This is a genomic window from Streptomyces sp. PA03-1a (assembly GCF_033792805.1).
Lineage (GTDB): Bacteria > Actinomycetota > Actinomycetes > Streptomycetales > Streptomycetaceae > Actinacidiphila.
On sequence record NZ_JARAVO010000022.1, the window covers coordinates 41,127 to 59,782 of the forward strand.

Sequence of the window (18,656 nt, forward strand, 5' to 3'; positions counted from 1 at the left end):
CTTCGCCGGTACGGCGGCGGGTCCTCCGCCAGCCGGAGGCCGTCCAGGTCGCGCAGCAGCGCGGTGAGGGCGATCTGCGCCTCCAGTCGGGCGAGCGGCGCCCCGAAGCAGCTGTGCACACCGCTGCCGAAGCCCAGGTGCTGGTTGTCCGTGCGCTGCGGGTCGAAGCGGTCGGGGTCCCGGAAGCGCTGCGGATCACGGCTGCCGGAGGCGAGCACCAGGACCAGGGGCGCCCCCTTGGGCACGGTGACCCCCGCGACCTCGACGTCCACCAGCGGGGTGCGCTGGGGCAGCATCTGCACGGGCGGCTCGAACCGCAGCAGTTCCTCCACCGCCTGCGGCATCAGGGCCGGTTCGCGGCGCAGCAGGTCCAGCTGGTCGGGCCGGCGCAGCAGGGTGAGCATGCCGTTGGTGATCAGGTTGACGGTGGTCTCGTGCCCGGCGACGAGCAGCAGCACCGAGGTCACCATCAGCTCGATCTGGGTCAGCCCGCCGGCCGGGTCCTGGTCGTTGACGAACGCCGACAGCAGGTCGTCGGAGGGCTTGCCACGCCGCTGCTCGGCCAGCCCGCCCAGGTAGACCCCCATCGCCCTGCGGGCCTCGGTGGCGGCCTGCGTGCGCTGCGTGGGGTCCTCGTCGGGGTTGAGGTCGAGTCCGCCGACGATCTGGTCCGACCAGCCGCGGAACATCGGCTCGTCCTCCTGGGGCACGCCCAGCAGCCGGCAGATCACGGTGACCGGGAGCGGGTAGGCGAAGTCGTCGACGACGTCGATGCGCTGCTTGTCCCGGAGCCCGGCGACGAGGCCGTCGGCGATCCGGACGATCTCACCGTGCATGGCGTCGACCCGGCCCGGGGTGTGCGGCGGGCCGAAGGGCCGCATGGCGGTGCGGCGGAGCCGGTCGTGCTCGGGATCGTCCACGCCGATGAAGGAGGGCGCCAGTTCCCCGGCCAGCCGGGCCTCCTGCGGGTCGCTGCGGTGGCGCCGGTCGGAGCTGATGCGTGGGTCGTGGAGCAGGGCCGTGATCTCGTGGTAGGTGCCGACGAGGTAGCTGCCGTCGTCCTGCGGCGCCACCTTGCTCTCGCGGAGTTCGGCGTAGAGCGGGTAGGGATCGGGCCGGCTGGCGTAGTCGGTGATCCTTCGGAACAGCGTGTCCGCAGCCATGCGCGGGGGCTCCTCGTCGTCGTGGGCCGCGGCGTCCTGCCACGGCCCGTCCGCGGCGCCGGCGGCGGCGGCCTCAGCCGCCGTGCCGCACCAGGGTCAGGCGCCGGTCCGGCAGATGACCGGTGAGGGCGACCGTCGGGCCGTGCGAGAGCACCGCGGGGTCCGGTACGTCGGACGGCAGGGGGATCATCGGGACGGTCCGGTCGGCGGCCCCGGGCTCGGGTGGGAACGGCGCGGCCGTCTCGATCAGGTTCTGGTAGTAGTCCAGCCACTTGGCCCGGTTCACCGACACCGCCGCCGTGATGCGGCCCTTGTAGCCGTAGACGACGACCAGCCGGGCCTCGCGCAGCGAACCCTGGGCGACGACGACCTGGTCGGAGTAGGTCGGCACGCCCACCGACTTGATGTTGTGGCCGAACTGGCTGGACCAGAAGGCCGGCACGGCCAGGTGCGGCCGCCGGAACGGGCCCGCGCTGACCATGTTGTGCGCCGCCACCTCGGCCTGCGCGACCGCGTTGCCCCAGTGCTCCAGGGCGAGCAGTTGGTAGCCGAACAGGGGGTGCGGGAAGCGGGCCACGTCGCCGGCGACGAACACGTCGTCGGTGACGATGCCGTACATGTTGAAGGCACGGCAGCCGGCGTCGCAGGTCACGCCGCGCGGGCCGGCGGCCAGGCCGGACTCGGCCAGCCACTCGGTGTTGCGGACCGCGCCGAGGGCGACCACCGCCACGTCCGCCTCGACGGTGCTCCCGTCGGAGAGCCGGGCGCCGGTCAGCCGGCCGTCCCCCTCCAGGGAGGTGACCTGCACCCCGCAGCGGAGGTCCACCCCGTGCCTGCGGTGCATCTCGGCGGCGACCGCGGCGAGCGTCCCGCCGAGCGCGCCCACCAGGGGCGCGGGGCCGCGCTCCACCACGGTCACGGGGATGTCCCGCTCCCGGCAGGCGGAGGCGATCTCCGAGCCCGTGAAACCGGCGCCGATCACCAGCACCCGCCGGGGCCCGGCGTCCAGCCGTTCGGCGAGCCCGGCCGCGTCGTCGCTGGTCCGCAGCGCGAACACACCGTCCAGGGCGGCCTCGGCAGGGTTCGGCCAGGGCCGCGCGCGGGTGCCGGTGGCGATCAGCAAACGGTCGAAGGGCAGTTCCTCGCCGTTCGCGAGGAAGACGCGCCGGCCGATCCCGTCGACCCCCGTGGCGGCGATGCCCAGCTTCCACTGCGCGTCCACCTCCCGGCGGGCCGGCAGCCCGGTCGCCGTCGCGGGCACGCGCCCGAGCAGCACCTGCTTGGACAGCGGCGGCCGGTCGTACGGCGGGTGCGGCTCGTCGCCCACCAGCGTCAGCGACCCCGCGAAACCCTCGTCGCGCAGCGTCTCGGCGGCCCGCAGGCCGGCCAGGGACGCGCCGACGATGACGATGCGCCCGTCGCGCAGTTCACCGGACATCGGCACCCGCCGCCCCGCCCACGAGGATGGCCTGCACCGGGCACGCCACCGCGGCCCGGTGGACGCGCTCCTGCTGGTCCTCCGGGACGGCGGGGACGTACAGCAGGGCCTCCTCGCCATGCAGTTCGAAGACCTCGGGAGCGAGGAACGCGCACTGCGCGTAGGCCTGGCAGCGATTGAGGTCGACCACGATGTTCATACGCACCACTCCAGCCCCGAAGGCCCCCGCTCTCAGTGGTAGCACTGCCTCCGCGGCCCCGCATGCGGTGCCGTTCTCACGGAATTCTGATGTTCCGTGAGTAACCTCCCTCCCCAGCACTGACGGAACGAGCCGTGGAGGAAGGGAGACAGCGGTGGTGCGCGGAGCGTATGCGCTGGCGCGGGTGGCGGTCCTGGTACGGGTGCCGGCGCGGTGGCTGTGGTGGCTGGGGGTCGTGGCGGCGGTGGTCGGGGTCTTCGTGCCCGGACTGACCGGACGCCGCATCGGGGTGCTGGGTGGCGCCGCACTCTTCGTGGTCGCCGCGGTGGTGGCCTTCCTGGTGCGCCGGCGGCGGTACACGGCCCTCGCGGAGGCGGCCGAGCGCGCGCCCCGGGGCGTCTTCCTGCAGGACCGCCGGGTCACGGCGCGCGCCTGGACCCGGGCCCGGCGGTGGTGGCTGCTCGCCGCGTTCGTGGTGGCCCTCGCCTCCGGCGTGGCCGCGCCCGCCGCGGCGGGGATGCTGCTCGCGGGCGCCGGAGCGGGGCTGTGGGCCAAGGCGGTGCGCCTGGGGCGCTGGAAGCGGGCGCACGAGACGCTGCTGTGGGTCAGGCCCGAGTACGTGGGACGCGGCCCCGCCGCGGCGTCCGTCCCCGGCTACGAGGCCACCGGACCCGTGGCCGGCGACGCGGGCCCCGGCGGCTCGTCCCGCCGTCGCGCCGCGGCGGCCCGCTGACCCGTCCGGGTGAACGAGCCACGGCCGCGCGGCCGTGGCTCAGCCGCCGCTCTCCCGTACGAGGTCCTCGATCGTCTGGGCGCGGCGCAGGGTGCGGAAGTCCGGGCCGGGCCCGCAGTAGCCGTGGACGGCGGGGCGGGGCAGCGAGTTGTACGCGAAGTGCGTCGAGAAGTAGTACGCCCCCGTGTCGGGCAGCGCCACGAGGTCGCCCTCCGCGAGCAGCGGCAGCTCGCGCGCCGTGGCGACGAGGTCGCCCGCGAAGCAGCACGGCCCGGCGACGTCCTGGACGACCGGGGCGCCGTCCTTGGGGCGTCCCTCCGGGTCGAGCGCCAGGACCCGCAGCGGCCAGGCGCCGGGCGCGAAGACGGTGCGCGTGGCGACCTGGGCGCCGGCGTGCGTCACGGCGATCGCGCGGCCCCCGGCCGTCTTGGCGTACTCCACGCGCGCCAGGATCGTGCCCTGCTTGGCCACCAGTGACCGCCCGAACTCGGTGACCAGCGCGTACCGCCCGTCGAAGAGTCCGGGCACGGCCGCGCGGAGCGCGTCGGCGTAGGCGCGGAAGCCCGGCCGGACCTCGTCGGAGGCGAAGTTGACCGGCAGGCCGCCGCCGATGTCCAGCGTGGTGACCTGCCGACGCCCGGCCGCCGTGTTGATCTGCTCGGCGAGCTCGTACGCCGCGCGGACGCCGGCCGCCATCAGTTCCAGGGGTACGCCCTGCGAACCGGTGTGGGTGTGCAGCCGGGTGAGCCAGGGACGGTCGAGGTAGGCGCGGACCACCCACTGCGCCGCGCCCTCGTCGCGCAGGGCGACGCCGAACTTCGACGTGGCGGTGGCCGTGCTCATCGCACCGATGCTGCCCGCGCCGACCTGGGGATTGACCCGCAGGCCCAGCGGGGCTGCGGTGGTGCCGGGCGGCACGAGCCGGTCCAGGCGCGCCAGCTCCTGCGGGTTGTCGGCGTTGAGGGCGATGCCGAGGGCCAGCGCCTCCCGCAGTTCGTCCGGGGTCTTGGCGGGGGAGTCCAGCACGATCCTTCCGGCGGGTACGCCCGCGGCCCTGGCCAGGGCGAGCTCGCCGGGGCTGGCGACCTCCGCGCCGATGCCCTCCTCGGAGAGCAGCCGCAGCACCGGCACCAGGGACGCGGCCTTGACCGCGAAGGTGTGCGTGACCTCCACCCCGGGCGTGGCGAAGGCCGCCCGCAGATCGGCGGCGGCCGCCCGGACGCCGTCCAGGTCCAGCAGGCCCACCACCGGCCTGTCGGTGCCGATCAGTCCCTGCCCGACCGCCGCGCGAAGTGCCCGTTCCCGTCGTACCGCGGGTTCCTCCGTCATACCGCCATCGTGTCAGGCCGAGGCCGTCGGGGCGGGCCCGTGACGGACGGGCCCCCGGCGGGTACGACCTGCCCGTGGGGGACGTGACCCGGACACGGCCCCGCGGGACGCGCCGGAGGCACGTCGCCCCGGTTGACTAGTGCTATTCAGGAGGCAAGGATGTGAATGACTCAATCCAGTCGCGAGGAGGCAGGGGCATGACCGGAACCGGCGCCGGACCGAGGACCGTACGCGCACCGCGCGGAAGCGCGCTCACCGCACAGGGCTGGCAGCAGGAAGCCGCGCTGCGCATGCTGCAGAACAACCTCGACCCGGAGGTCGCCGAGCACCCCGAGAAGCTGGTCGTGTACGGCGGCACCGGCAAGGCCGCCCGCGACTGGCGCTCCTTCGACGCCATGGTCCGCACCCTGCAGGGGCTGAAGCAGGACGAGACGATGCTCGTCCAGTCCGGCCGCCCGGTCGGCGTGATGCAGACCCACGAGTGGGCGCCGCGGGTGCTCATCGCCAACTCCAACCTCGTCGGCGACTGGGCCACCTGGGAGGAGTTCCGCCGCCTGGAGGCGCTGGGCCTGACCATGTACGGCCAGATGACGGCCGGTTCGTGGATCTACATCGGCACCCAGGGCATCCTGCAGGGCACGTACGAGACCTTCGCCGCCGTCGCGGAGAAGAAGTTCGGCGGCAGCCTGGCCGGCACCATCACCCTCACCGCCGGTCTCGGCGGCATGGGCGGCGCCCAGCCGCTCGCCGTCACCATGAACGGCGGCGTCGCCATCTGCATCGACTGCGACCCGCGCGCCATCGAGCGCCGCATCGAGCACCGCTACCTGGACGTGCGCGCCGACTCCCTGGAGCACGCCCTCGCCCTCGCCACCGAGGCCCGCGACCAGCGCAAGCCGCTGAGCATCGGCGTCCTGGGCAACGCGGCCGAGCTGGTGCCGCAGCTGCTCGCCATGGACGCGCCCATCGACGTCGTCACCGACCAGACCTCCGCCCACGACCCGCTGGCGTACCTGCCGATCGGTGTCGACTTCGAGGACATGACCTCGTACGCGGCCGAGAAGCCCGCCGAGTTCACCCAGCGCGCCCGCGAGGCGATGGCCAAGCACGTCGAGGCCATGGTCGGCTTCATGGACGCGGGCGCCGAGGTCTTCGACTACGGCAACTCCATCCGCGGCGAGGCCCAGCTCGCGGGCTACGACCGGGCGTTCGCCTTCCCCGGCTTCGTCCCGGCCTACATCCGCCCGCTGTTCTGCGAGGGCAAGGGCCCCTTCCGGTGGGCGGCGCTGTCCGGCGACCCGGCCGACATCGCCAAGACCGACAAGGCGATCCTGGAGCTCTTCCCGGAGAACGAGTCGCTGGCCCGCTGGATCAAGATGGCCGGTGAGCGGGTCCACTTCCAGGGCCTGCCCGCGCGCATCTGCTGGCTCGGCTACGGCGAGCGCGACAAGGCCGGCGAGCGCTTCAACGAGATGGTCGCCGACGGCACGCTGGCCGCCCCGGTGGTCATCGGCCGCGACCACCTCGACGCGGGCTCCGTCGCCTCCCCGTACCGCGAGACCGAGGCCATGCTCGACGGCTCCGACGCGATCGCCGACTGGCCGCTGCTCAACGCCATGGTCAACGTCGCCTCCGGCGCCTCCTGGGTCTCCATCCACCACGGCGGCGGCGTCGGCATCGGCCGCTCCATCCACGCCGGCCAGGTCACCGTCGCCGACGGCACCAAGCTGGCGGGCGAGAAGATCCGCCGTGTGCTCACCAACGACCCGGGCATGGGCGTCATCCGGCACGTCGACGCCGGGTACGACCGCGCCGACGAGGTCGCCGCCGAGCGCGGTGTGCGCGTGCCCATGCGCGAGGGCGGCGAGGGCGTCGAAGGCGGGGAGGCGTGACCTCCTCGTTCCACGAGATGTGGACGGAGTTGCGGCCCATCGGCCGCGACTCCGGCTCCGGCGGCTACCGCCGCTACGCCTGGACCGGCGCGGACGCCGACTGCCGCGCCTGGTTCAAGGCGCAGGCCGAGGGCCGGGGCCTGGCGTACGAGCTCGACCGCAACGGCAACCAGTGGGCCTGGCTGGGTGATCCCACCGCCGGCGACGCCGTGGTGACCGGTTCGCACCTGGACTCGGTGCCGGACGGCGGTGCCTTCGACGGGCCGCTGGGCGTCGTGTCCTCCTTCGCGGCGCTGGACGAGCTGCGGGCCCGCGGCGCCGCGCCCGCCAAGCCGCTGGCGATCGTCAACTTCGGCGACGAGGAGGGCGCCCGCTTCGGGCTGGCCTGCGTGGGCTCCCGGCTGACCGCGGGACAGCTCACCGCCGAGAAGGCCCACGCGCTGCGCGACGGCGACGGAGTCACCCTGGCGCAGGCCATGGAGCGGGCCGGGCACGACCCCGAGGCGATCGGCCCGGACCCCGCACGCCTCGCCCGTATCGGCGCGTTCGTCGAGCTCCACGTCGAGCAGGGCCGCTTCCTGGCCGACACCCCGCACGCGGTGGGCGTCGCCTCCGCCATCTGGCCGCACGGCCGCTGGCGGTTCGACTTCCACGGCGAGGCCAACCACGCGGGCACCACCCGCCTGGAGGACCGCCGCGACCCGATGCTGACGTACGCCAACACGGTGCTCGCCGCCCGCAAGAAGGCCCGGCTCGCCGGCGCGCTGGCCACCTTCGGCAAGGTCGGCGTCGAGCCCAACGGCGTCAACGCCATCGCCTCCCTGGTACGCGGCTGGCTGGACTCGCGCGCCGCCGACGAGGCCACCCTCGCCGAGGTCGTCGGCGAGATCGAGCGCGCCGCGGTCGAGCGGGGCGAGCGCGACGGGGTCCGGGTGGAGGTCACCCGGGAGTCCTTCACCCCGGTCGTGGAGTTCGCGCACGGCCTGCGCGACGAACTCGCCAAGCTGCTGGGGAACGCCCCCGTGCTACCGACCGGGGCGGGACACGACGCCGGCATCCTCTCCGAGGCCGTCCCGACCGCCATGCTGTTCGTACGGAACCCCACCGGGGTCTCGCACTCCCCGGCCGAGACGGCCACCGAGGACGACTGCCTGGCCGGGGTGACCGCACTCGCCGACGTACTGGAGGGCCTGGCGTGTCGCTGACGCCGCAGAGCTACTGGGCCGAGTACGCGTGGACCGGCGGCCGCGTCGAACGGGGCGTGGTCGTCGACACCACCGCCGACGGCCGGATCGCCGCCCTGCGCACCGGGGCCGCCGCGCCGCCCGTCGGCGCCGTGACGCTGCGCGGGCTCACCCTGCCGGGGCTGGCCAACGCCCACAGCCATGCCTTCCACCGGGCCCTGCGCGGCACGGTGCAGCAGGGCAGCGGCACCTTCTGGACCTGGCGCGAGGTCATGTACCGGGTCGCGGCCGCGTTGACCCCCGACACCTACTTCGACCTCGCCCGCGCCGCGTACGCGGAGATGGCCCTGGCGGGCATCACCTGCGTCGGCGAGTTCCACTACGTGCACCACCGGCCCGGCGGCGCCCCCTACGACGAGCCCAACGCCATGGGCGAGGCGCTGATCGCCGCCGCGGACGAGGCGGGCATCCGCATCACCCTCCTCGACACCGTCTACCTCTCCTCCGGCTTCGGCGCCGCCCCCGAACCGCACCAGCTGCGCTTCGGCGACGGCGACGCCGAGGGCTGGGCCGAGCGCGCGTCCGCCCTCGCCGACCGGCCCCACGCGCGGATCGGCGCGGCCGTGCACTCGGTGCGCGCGGTCCCGGCCGACCAGCTGGCCACCGTCGTCCGATGGGCCGAGGACCGCCAGGCGCCGCTCCACGTCCACCTGTCCGAACAGCCCGCCGAGAACGAGGCCTGCCTCGCCGCCCACGGCGTCACCCCCACCCGGCTCCTCGCCGACCACGGTGTGCTCGGCCCGCGCACCTCGGCCGTGCACGCCACCCACCTCACCGACGAGGACATCGCGCTGCTCGGCGGCTCCGGCACCACGATCTGCATGTGCCCCACCACCGAACGGGATCTCGCCGACGGGATCGGCCCGGCCAGGCGGCTGCAGGAGGCGGGCAGCCCGCTCAGCCTCGGCAGCGACAGCCACGCCGTGATCGACCTGTTCGAGGAGGCGCGGGCCATGGAGCTGGACGAGCGGCTGCGCACCCGCACCCGCGGCCACTGGACCGCCGCCGAGCTGCTGCGCGCCGCCACCACGGACGGTCACGCCGGCCTGGGCTGGGCCGACGCCGGGCGACTGGAGGCGGGGGCGCTCGCCGACTTCACCACGATCGCGCTGGACAGCGCGCGCACCGCGGGCCCCCCGGCCCGGCTCGGCGCCGAGACCGCCGTCTTCGCGGCCACCGGCGCCGACGTCCGCCACACGGTGGTCGGCGGCCGCCACGTCGTCCGCGACGGCGCGCACCAGCTCGTCCACGACGTGGGCGCGGCCCTGACCGCCGCGATCTCCGCCGTATCCGCCGCCGAAGGAAGCCCGTCATGAGCAGCAGCGTCATCACCAACATCGGCAGCCTGGTCACCAACGACCCGGCGCTCGGCGATGGCCCGCTGGGGCTGCTGGAGGACGCGGCGCTCGTCATCGACGGCGAGCACGTGGCCTGGGTCGGCCCCTCCGCGGCGGCGCCCGCAGCGGACGAGTCGTACGACGCGGCCGGCCGGGCCGTCATCCCCGGCTTCGTCGACTCCCATTCGCACCTGGTCTTCGCCGGCGACCGCACCCGCGAGTTCAACGCCCGCATGTCGGGCCAGGCGTACACCGCGGGCGGCATCCGCACCACCGTCGCCGCCACCCGGGCCGCGAGCGACGAGGAGCTGCACGCCAACGTCGCCCGCTACGTCGCCGAGGCGCTGCGCCAGGGCACCACGACCATCGAGACCAAGTCCGGCTACGGCCTCACCCCGCACGACGAGGCCCGCGCCCTGCGCATCGCCGGCGACCACGCCGACGAGGTCACCTTCCTCGGCGCGCACATCGTCGCCCCCGAGTACGCCGACGACCCGGCCGGCTACGTCGACCTGGTCACCGGCCCCATGCTCGACGCCTGCGCCCCGTACGCCCGTTGGGTCGACGTCTTCTGCGAGCGCGGCGCCTTCGACGGCGACCAGGCCCGCGCCGTCCTCACCGCCGGTGCCGCCCGCGGTCTGGTCCCGCGGGTGCACGCCAACCAGCTCGGCCACGGCCCGGGTGTGCAGCTCGCCGTGGAGCTGGACGCGGCCTCCGCCGACCACTGCACCCACCTCACCGACGCCGACGTCGACGCGCTCGCCGACAGCCGCACGGTCGCGACGCTGCTGCCCGGCGCCGAGTTCTCCACCCGCGCCGTCTACCCCGACGCGCGGCGGCTGATCGACGCGGGCGCCACCGTCGCGCTGTCCACGGACTGCAACCCCGGCTCCTCCTTCACCAGTTCCATGCCCTTCTGCGTGGCCGTCGCCGTACGGGACATGCGGATGACCCCCGACGAGGCGGTGCGGGCCGCGACCCTGGGCGGGGCGCTGGCGCTGCGCCGGGACGACGTCGGGCGGCTCGCGCCCGGCGCGCGGGCCGACGCGGTGCTGCTGGACGCCCCCTCGCACGTCCACCTCGCCTACCGGCCGGGGGTACCGCTGGTGTCCGCCGTGTGGCGGCGCGGGGTGCGCGCATCGATCTGATCCGCCCCGGTGCGGGCGGACGCGGCCGCTCCAGTGGTAGACGTTCGGGAATGAGACCTCGACGTGTGCTGACCGTGGCCCTGCTGTCCCTGGTGGCCGCGGCCCCGTTCGCCACGGCGGTACCGTCCCGCCCGGACGCCGACGAGGTCCGGCCGCTCGGGCAGGTCGTGCCCGCGCCGTCCTCGGTCAAGCCGGACGGGACGGCGTTCACCCTCGGGGACGCCGCCGGGATCCACGTCCCCGGCGGCTCCGCACAGGCCGGGGCGATCGCCGGCCAACTGGCCGCGCTGCTGCGGCCGTCGACCGGGTACGCCCTGCCCGTGACGGCGGACCGGGCCAGGGAAGGCATCGTGCTCGCGCTCGACACCGCCGCCCGCACCGGGGCGGAGGGCTACACCCTGCGGTCCACCGCCCGTTCCGTCGTCATCCGCGCGGCCACGCCCGCCGGGCTCTTCCACGGGGTGCAGACGCTGCGGCAGTTGCTGCCCGCCGACGTCGAGCGCCGGTACGTCGTCCGGCGGCCGTGGACCGTCCCGGGCGGCACGATCTCCGACGCCCCGCGCTACGGCTACCGCGGCGCGATGCTGGACGTGGCGCGCCACTTCTTCACCGTGGACGAGGTCGAGCGCTACGTCGACCAGCTCGCCCTCTACAAGATCAACCGACTGCACCTGCACCTGACCGACGACCAGGGCTGGCGCATCGCCGTCGACGGCCTGCCCCGGCTGACCGCCCACGGGGGCAGCACCGAGGTCGGCGGCGGTCCGGGCGGGTTCTACAGCAAGGCCGACTACCGCGAGATCGTGGCGTACGCGGCGAGCCGCTACATGACCGTCGTGCCCGAGATCGACATGCCGGGCCACACCAACGCCGCCCTCGCCGCCTACGCGGGGCTCAACTGCGACGGCGTCGCCCGCGAGCTCTACACGGGCACCAAGGTCGGCTTCAGCTCGCTCTGCGTGTCCAGGCCCGCCACCACCGCCTTCGTGGAGACCGTCCTGCGCGAGGCGGCCGCCCTCACCCCCGGCCCGTACCTGCACATCGGCGGCGACGAGGCGCGGGCCACGCCCCACGCCGACTACGTCGCCCTCATGGACCGTGCGCAGGCGGTGGTCGGCGGGCTCGGCAAGACGCCCGTCGGCTGGCACCAGCTGACCGGCGCCCACCCCGTCCCGGGCGCCGTCGCCCAGTACTGGGGGACCGGCGCCAAGGACCAGGCCGACGTCGCGGCCGCCGCCCGCGCGGGCACCCGGCTGATCCTGTCGCCGGCCGACCGCGCCTACCTCGACATGAAGTACGACGAGGACACCCCGCTCGGTACCTCCTGGGCGGGCCGGATCGACGTCCGGCGCGCCTACGACTGGGACCCCGCTGACCTCGTCGCGGGCGCCCCGGCCGACGCCGTCCTCGGTGTCGAGGCCCCGCTGTGGTCCGAGACGGTCACCAGCAGCGCCGACATCGAGTACATGGCCTTCCCCCGCCTGCCCGCCGTCGCCGAACGCGGCTGGACCCCCGCGGCGCGCACCGGCTGGGCGTCCTTCCGGGAGCGACTGGCGGCCCAGGGCCCGCGGTGGACGGCGATGGGGATGAACCACCACCGGGCTCCCGGCATCGACTGGCCGGCCGCCGCCACCGGCCCCGGCGACGTCGCCGGACTGTCCTGAGGGAAGGCCGGGCCCGGTGAGAGCAAACTCTCACCGGGCCCACCGCGCCGTGCCGGGGAAGGGGAACGGTCACTCCTCCACGAGTAGCCCCCGCCGCAGCCGCCCGAGGGTGCGGCTGAGCAGCCGCGAGACGTGCATCTGGGAGATGCCGAGCTCCTCACCGATCTCGGACTGTGTCATGTTGCCCACGAAGCGCAACGAGAGGATCTGCCGGTCGCGCGCCGGGAGCTCGGCGATCAGCGGCTTGAGGGACTCCACGTACTCGATCCCCTCCAGACCGTGGTCCTCGTAGCCGATGCGGTCGGCGAGGGCCCCCTCGGAGTCGTCCTCCTCGGGCTGGGCGTCCAGCGAGCTCGCGGTGTACGCGTTGCTGGCGCTCATGCCCTCGACGACCTCGGACTCGGTGATCTGCAGCCTGTCGGCCAGCTCGGCGACGGTCGGCGCGCGGTCCAGCTGCTGTGCGAGCTCGTCACCGGCCTTGGCCAGGTCCAGCCGCAGCTCCTGAAGCCGGCGCGGGACCCGCACGGACCAGGAGGTGTCACGGAAGAAGCGCTTGATCTCGCCGATGATCGTCGGCATCGCGAACGTGGGGAACTCGACCCCGCGGCTCAGCTCGAAGCGGTCGATGGCCTTGATCAGCCCGATCGTGCCCACCTGGACGATGTCCTCGACGGGTTCGCTGCGGGAGCGGAACCGGGAGGCGGCGAACTTCACCAGGGCGAGGTTGAGCTCGACCAGCGTGTTGCGTACGTAGCTGTACTCGGGCGTGCCCTCCTCCAGCGTCTCGAGCCGCTGGAAGAGCGTCTTGGACAGGGCCCGAGCGTCGACCGGACCCACCTCGTCGAAGGGCGGGATCTCCGGGAGGTCCTCCAGGCCCTCCGGTGTTCCGTGTTCCTCGTGGACGCTGGCCTCGGTGGTCGCCGACGCGTCGCGCGCGTCGAGCCGGGATGCCATGCTCTCCTCCTCGGTGCGGCGGCAGGGCAAGCGGAGCGTGAAATTCAGCCCACACTCAACGCCTACCCCGTTCGGCGTGGATATTGCAACCCGGCGGTCATCGATCTGCGGGCCGCCGCCGGAGCGACTACCGCCCTGATCAGGAAGCGCGTAGGGTGCGAGATGCGGATCGCCGAGTCGTCCGGGAGGAGTGTGCATGGACCGCGAGATGGTCGACACGGCCGGGCGGGACCGGCTGCACGTTTCCGTGCAGCGGTACGGCACGAAGGCGGTCGTGGCACCTGCCGGTGAGCTCGACCACCACACCGCCGACCTGCTGCGCGAGCCGCTCGACACACTGATCGAGGACGGCTTCGGCACCCTCGTGGTGGACTGCACGCATCTGGAGTTCTGCGACTCCACCGGACTCAACGTCCTGCTCGGCACCCGGCTGAAGGCCGAGGCCGCGGGCGGGGCGGTCCATCTGGCCGGGATGAAGCCGGCCGTGGCCAAGGTCTTCGCGATCACCGGGGCCGAGGCCGTGTTCACCGTCCACGACACCCTGGACGACGCCCTCAAGGAGTGACCCTCCGCAGTGCTCCCCACGGGGGGCGTTGTGGCACGCCCTGTTTCGTCCGCATCCGGAGGTGTTCACCGGAGCGGCCCGGGCAGGAGAGACCTCGGGATCACTTCGGACACTGGCGGACATCGGTGAGTGGAGGCGCTGATGAGCACCACCCGGCCCCCTACGGCCGACGACCGCGACCCGGATCCGGGCGATGCGGCACTGCCGCCGCGCGCCCAGGGCGCCCAGGACGCTGAGACACGGCGGCTTTCCCTTGCCGACGTGGCCGGCGTGGTGCCCAGCGCCCGTGACTTCACCCGCCAGGCCCTCTACGACTGGGGCTGGCTGCCGGCCGAGACCGCGGACCGCCGCGCGGCGGCCGAGGACGTCCTGCTGGTGGTGTCCGAGTTGGTCACCAACGCCTGCCTGCACGCGGGCGGTCCCGAGGAGCTGCGGCTGTTCCGCCACTCCAAGGCGCTGCGCCTGGAGGTCGCCGACGGCGGCACCGGCAGTCCCGCCCCGCGGACCCCGCACCGGGCCGGACGGCCTGGCGGGCACGGGATGTTCATAGTGCAGCGGCTCTGCCTGGACTGGGGGGTCGTACGCCACGCCGACGGCCGGCCGGGCAAGACGGTCTGGGCCGAGGTCGCCGCCCCGGCCTGAGCCGGATCTCTTCCCCTCTTTCCCTCACGGGCGTACTGTCGCGCCACATCTGATGGATCGTCAGTAACTTCTGGGGGAAGGGAGACATCCGGTGTCGCTCCCCAAGCGCAAGGTGGCCGCGGTGTCCACCGTCGGCGCCGTCATGGCGGCGGCCGTCCTCGGCAGCGCCCCGGCCGCGTACGCGAAGGTCGTGGACGTCAAATACGACTGCAAGACCCCGATCGGCGACAAGAGCGCCGTCTCGCCCATCGACATCACCGCCACCACATCGGGGTCGGGCTACAGGATCGTGATGTCGTTCCGCAAGGGCGTCTCCTCCAGTCCCGTCGACCTGGGGAAGGGCGCCATGAATCCGAGTGCCCTCATCACCCTCGGTGGGGCCGACAGCGGGTCGCTCAAGGTGTCGGGTCCCGCGAACGCCGCGACCGTGCCCGCGAACACCCCGATCAAGATCAACGACTTGTCGGGCACCTACGTCCCGCGTGGGAGCGGCAAGGTCACCTTCACCGCGGGGGTGCTCACCATCAAGGCCCTCGGTACGACGACGACCTGCACCCCGGGGAACGGCCCGGGGCCCTCGCTGACCCTCGATGTCACCGCGGCGGCCGGGTCCAAGGGCGGCTCCGCCTCCGGCGGTTCGGGCGGGTCCGGCGGCGAGTCCCTGCCGCGGACCGGGCCCGAGGACGGCGCCGTCGCCCTGGGCACCCTCGGTGGCACCGTCCTGCTCCTGGGCGCCGCCGGCGTGCTCTGGCTGACCCGCCGTCCAGGACACCGTATCTGACGGCCCGTCAAATTCGGTCAGGCTTTCGCATTGACTTCTCTTGATCGCCGGACGTCAATGACCGTCGGCGGTACAGAAAGGGACTCTGTACCAGAAAAGTGATCAAGAGGTGCAAAATGATCGCGTTTCCTCGCAATGGCGCCTTATGGAGACGGAGGTCCGCCGCCGTGCTCGGGGCGTTCGCCCTCGCACTGGGCGGCGGGACCCTCCTCGCCGGGCCCGTCGCCGCGGCGGCCTCCGCCTTCCAGGTGCACTGCATTCCGCCGGGCATCTCCGGCATCCCGCCGTTCGACGGGCCGACCGTCGCCGACATCTCGGTGAGCGACACGACCCCGCAGGTCGGCGACACGGTCACCGTCACCTACGTGCTGGACGGCCCCATGGCCAACACCAGCAGCTTCAACCTCCCCATCCCCGAGGACCAGATCACCCCGACCGTCAAGGTGCGGCTCGGCGGCGCGCAGACGCAGGAGCTCACCCTCGTCGGCCCCAAGGAGAACCCGGTCATCCCGGCCGGTGCCGACTTCCCGAACTTCACCATCACCGGCACCTTCACGGTCACCGCGCCCGGTCAGATCACCCTCACCCCGGGCGACTACAACGTCCACTCCGACTACGGCATCTCGGCCGACACCCCCTGCACCGTGCTCAACCCGCCCGCCCCCGTCGCCGAGACCATCACCGTGGCCGCGCCCAACGGCCGACACATCGCGCTCGGTTCCTCCTCCGGCCCGATCGGGGCGCAGGTCACGGTCACGGGCACCGGCTTCACCGCGGGCGCCGCCGTGACCGTCGCGGGCGTCCAGGGCGCCACCGCCACCGGTGAGTCCACCTCCGCCACGGCCGACGGCTCCGGTGCCTTCAGCGCGACGCTGGCCGTCGGCGACCTCGACACCACCGGCATCGTCGCGTTCGAGGGCGGCGGGTACGACCCGGCGACCGCCGCCGGGCCGGTGGCCTACACCGTCATCGACACCACCCCGCCGCCGCCGGGCAGTCAGAAGCTCACCACCTCGGTGAAGGCGGGCACCCTGTCGATGACCCAGGCCGGGGACACCGTCGAGATGGCCCCCGTCGACTTCGGCGAGGGCGGCCCCTCCACGGGCGCACTGCAGACCGTGACCGTCAAGGACTTCCGCGGCGGGAGCACGGGCTGGTCGCTCACCGGCAAGGTCACCGACTTCAAGGGGCCCGGCGGCGCGCTCATCGGCGCCGACCGGCTCAGCTGGCAGCCCGCGTGCGTCGCGGCGTCCGGCAGTCCCAGCACCTGCGCCGCGGGCTCCGCCGGCACCGTGGGCAGCGCGGGCGCGACGCTGGCCCAGGCGTCCGACGGGACCCTGACCGGCGGCGAGTTCACCGTGGACGCGGGGCTGTCGCTGGACGTGCCCGCGTTCTCCGCCACGGGAAGCTACTCCGGAGTCTTGACCCTCACGCTTACCTGACACACAGTCAGATAGCTCGGGTGGGCCGGCCGCCACGACCGGCCCACCACCGGACCGCGAGGGAGCGCCGTCATGACCAGAGCCAGTGCCGGAGCCAGGGCGTCCGGCGCGCTCCCGACCGTCCTCCTCGTCCTCCTCGTCCTGCTCGGTCTCCTCGGCCTCGGCACGGCATCCGCTCCCGCCGCCCTCGCCGCGGACAACGGCCGCTGGTCGGTCTTCCCGGCCCCGGCCGCCGGGGCGAAGGACCGCAGCCCCACCGCCCAGGAACGGCCCTTCTTCACCCTGGAGGCCGACCCCGGAACCACGATCGCGGACAAGGTCTCCGTCTCCAACCTCTCGGGCGGGCCGATGACCTTCCGGCTCTACGGCGCCGACGCCTACAACACCCCGCGCGACGGCGGCTTCGCCGTGCGCGGTGCCGACGAGGAGAACACCGACCTCGGCTCCTGGGTACGGCTGGCCCGGAGCAGCATCACCATCCCCGCCCGCACCCGCGCCGACATCCCCTTCACCGTCACCGTCCCCACCGACGCCTCGCCCGGCGACCACCCCGGTGCGATCGTCGCCCTCGACACCCGCGTCGGCGCCGCCCCGGGCGACGTACGGGTGGGCGTGCGCAGGGCCGTCGGGGCCCGCGTCTACCTGCGCGTCGCAGGACCAGGCCTCGCCGCCCTGTCCGTGGAGCACGTCACCGTCGGCCACGGCGGACCGCTGTTCCCCGGCACCGGCGACAGCCACGCCACCATCCGCTACACCCTCGTGAACCGGGGCAACGTCTCGCTCACCCCGCGGCTCGCCGTCACCGCGCGGGGCCTGTTCGGCCGCACGCTGCTGGACCGCCCGGCACGCACCCTGCCCCTGGAACTGCTGCCCGGCCAGCGCGTCGAGCTCACCGAGCCCTGGGCGGGCGCCCCGCAGTTCGACCGGGTCGGCGTGCGGCTGCGCGTCACCGCGGTACGCGCCGACGTCGACGAGACCGCCGGCGCCTCGTTCCTCGCGGTGCCCTGGGCGGCCGTGGGCCTCGCCCTGGCCCTCCTCGGGGGCCTGGTCATCCTGCTGGTGCGGGTCCGCGCGCGGCGCCGGGCGGCGCCGGCGGACCCGGCGGTGGGGGAGGAGCCGTACGAGGCCGGCGGCACCGACCTCGCGGCCCGCGCGGGCGGCGGACCCGACGACCCCGGCGCCACCGGCGCGACCGTCGGCGGCAGGACGGCGTGAGGCCCATGCGACGGCGCACCCACCGGATTCCCGCGGCAGCCCTCTGCCTCCTCGCGCTGCTCCTCCTGAGCGCCCCCGCCCCTTCCGCGGCGGCTCCCGGCCCGGCCGTGACCGTCAGCCCCGAGCAGGCCGGCGCCGGCGGCGACATCACCGTACGGGGCACCGGCTGGCGGCCGCACACCCTGCTCACGCTGCTGATCTGCGGCCAGAACGCGATCGGCGGCACCAACTCCTGTGCCAACGCGTACGGCCGGGCCGTCACCACCGACGCCCACGGCGCCTTCCGCCGCGCGATGGCGGTCGCGGAGCCGCCCGAGCCCTGCCCGTGCGTCGTCCACGTCGCCACCGTCACCGGTGAGCACACGGTGGTGGACGCGCCCTTCGTCGTCGCCGGCCACCCGACCGCCCCGCTGCCCGAGCGCACCGGCGATGGCCGGCTCGCCGTGCTCAGCGCCCGGCTCGACGGCTCGAACGGCCTGCTCACCTGGTTCGGCGCCCCGCCCGGCCGGCGCCTGGTGCTCACCGTCGGCAACCTCGGCACGGGCCCGGCCAAGGACCCTGTCTTCCGGGTCGGCACCTCCCACGGGCTCTTCGGGCCCCAGTGGGAGGAGCGCACCTGGCGCGGCACCGTCCAGCCGGGCAGGAAGGCCCGGGTCGAGTTGCCCGTCGAGCTGGCGGCCGGCGCCCACGGCGACTACACCGTGACCCTGGAACACGGGGGCAAGGTGCTGGTCACCGAGCCCTGGGACGTCCCGCGCCCCTGGGGCGTGACCCTCTTCTGGCTCCTGCTCTGCGTCGTCGTGCCCGCCGCGCTCTTCCGGCTCTGCATGGCCGTCGTCAACCGGGTCCGCCCGCGTGCCCCGGGACCTGCGGGCCCGCCCCCCGGCCCGCAGGTCCCGGGGCACGCGGG

Annotated in this window: 17 protein-coding genes; 12 read left to right on the forward strand and 5 right to left on the reverse strand. The window is 74.2% G+C overall.

The annotated features are described in order from the left end of the window. From PV341_RS07240 to PV341_RS07250, 3 genes are all read right to left on the reverse strand, one after another. On the reverse strand, positions 1-1,163 hold a 1,163-nt coding region (locus PV341_RS07240), incomplete at its 3' end, for a cytochrome P450 (RefSeq protein ID WP_500357052.1). 73 nt (positions 1,164-1,236) lie between these two features. Next, a complete protein-coding gene (locus PV341_RS07245) occupies positions 1,237-2,601 on the reverse strand; it encodes an NAD(P)/FAD-dependent oxidoreductase (RefSeq protein WP_500328648.1) in 1,365 nt (454 codons plus the stop codon). Next, entirely contained in the window at positions 2,591-2,800 is a 210-nt protein-coding gene (locus PV341_RS07250; RefSeq protein WP_089222253.1) for a ferredoxin, read from the reverse strand. Before PV341_RS07250 ends, PV341_RS07245 begins: the two co-directional genes overlap by 11 nt. Before the next feature lie 154 nt (positions 2,801-2,954). Here PV341_RS07250 and PV341_RS07255 point away from each other — a divergent pair, with 154 nt between their 5' ends. Continuing rightward, a complete protein-coding gene (locus PV341_RS07255) occupies positions 2,955-3,533 on the forward strand; it encodes a hypothetical protein (protein ID WP_500357054.1) in 579 nt (192 codons plus the stop codon). Between the two features lie 39 nt (positions 3,534-3,572). Here the strand turns inward: PV341_RS07255 and PV341_RS07260 are convergent, their stop codons facing one another. After that, entirely contained in the window at positions 3,573-4,862 is a 1,290-nt protein-coding gene (locus tag PV341_RS07260) for a type III PLP-dependent enzyme domain-containing protein (protein ID WP_500328646.1), read from the reverse strand. Between the two features lie 197 nt (positions 4,863-5,059). Between PV341_RS07260 and hutU the strand changes: the two genes are divergently transcribed. The 5 genes from hutU to PV341_RS07285 are packed head-to-tail and all read left to right on the forward strand — an operon-like array spanning position 5,060 to position 12,147. Beyond that, positions 5,060-6,754 (forward strand): urocanate hydratase, encoded by a 1,695-nt coding sequence (gene hutU, locus PV341_RS07265; protein WP_500328645.1) that lies wholly within the window; start codon positions 5,060-5,062, stop codon positions 6,752-6,754. After that, complete coding sequence (locus PV341_RS07270) at positions 6,751-7,959, forward strand: allantoate amidohydrolase (RefSeq protein WP_500328644.1); 1,209 nt, start codon at positions 6,751-6,753, stop codon at positions 7,957-7,959. Before hutU ends, PV341_RS07270 begins: the two co-directional genes overlap by 4 nt. Beyond that, positions 7,956-9,314, forward strand: coding sequence for a formimidoylglutamate deiminase (locus PV341_RS07275; protein ID WP_500328701.1), 1,359 nt, complete (start codon positions 7,956-7,958; stop codon positions 9,312-9,314). The genes PV341_RS07270 and PV341_RS07275 overlap by 4 nt, the downstream gene beginning before the upstream one ends. Further along, on the forward strand, positions 9,311-10,483 hold the full coding sequence (gene hutI / locus PV341_RS07280; RefSeq protein WP_500357056.1) for an imidazolonepropionase: 1,173 nt from the start codon (positions 9,311-9,313) through the stop codon (positions 10,481-10,483). Before PV341_RS07275 ends, hutI begins: the two co-directional genes overlap by 4 nt. A gap of 50 nt (positions 10,484-10,533) precedes the next feature. Then, the gene (locus PV341_RS07285; protein WP_500357057.1) at positions 10,534-12,147 is read left to right on the forward strand and encodes a beta-N-acetylhexosaminidase; all 1,614 of its coding nucleotides are present in this window, start codon (positions 10,534-10,536) and stop codon (positions 12,145-12,147) included. 69 nt (positions 12,148-12,216) lie between these two features. Here PV341_RS07285 and PV341_RS07290 read toward each other — a convergent pair whose 3' ends face one another. Continuing rightward, positions 12,217-13,101, reverse strand: a complete 885-nt coding sequence (locus PV341_RS07290; protein WP_500328641.1) for an RNA polymerase sigma factor SigF — start codon at positions 13,099-13,101, stop codon at positions 12,217-12,219. 196 nt (positions 13,102-13,297) lie between these two features. Between PV341_RS07290 and PV341_RS07295 the strand changes: the two genes are divergently transcribed. The 6 genes from PV341_RS07295 to PV341_RS07320 form a co-directional block, all read left to right on the forward strand. Then, positions 13,298-13,666, forward strand: a complete 369-nt coding sequence (locus PV341_RS07295; protein WP_499512192.1) for an STAS domain-containing protein — start codon at positions 13,298-13,300, stop codon at positions 13,664-13,666. Positions 13,667-13,807: 141 nt separating this feature from the next. Continuing rightward, positions 13,808-14,308, forward strand: coding sequence for an ATP-binding protein (locus PV341_RS07300; protein WP_500328640.1), 501 nt, complete (start codon positions 13,808-13,810; stop codon positions 14,306-14,308). Positions 14,309-14,450: 142 nt separating this feature from the next. Further along, complete coding sequence (locus PV341_RS07305) at positions 14,451-15,089, forward strand: LPXTG cell wall anchor domain-containing protein (protein ID WP_500328700.1); 639 nt, start codon at positions 14,451-14,453, stop codon at positions 15,087-15,089. A 116-nt stretch (positions 15,090-15,205) separates the two neighbouring features. Next, a complete protein-coding gene (locus PV341_RS07310) occupies positions 15,206-16,531 on the forward strand; it encodes a beta-xylosidase (protein WP_500328639.1) in 1,326 nt (441 codons plus the stop codon). 72 nt (positions 16,532-16,603) lie between these two features. Further along, entirely contained in the window at positions 16,604-17,746 is a 1,143-nt protein-coding gene (locus tag PV341_RS07315; RefSeq protein WP_500357059.1) for a DUF916 domain-containing protein, read from the forward strand. Positions 17,747-17,751: 5 nt separating this feature from the next. Continuing rightward, the coding region (locus tag PV341_RS07320; protein WP_500357061.1) for a hypothetical protein at positions 17,752-18,656 on the forward strand (905 nt) is incomplete at its 3' end.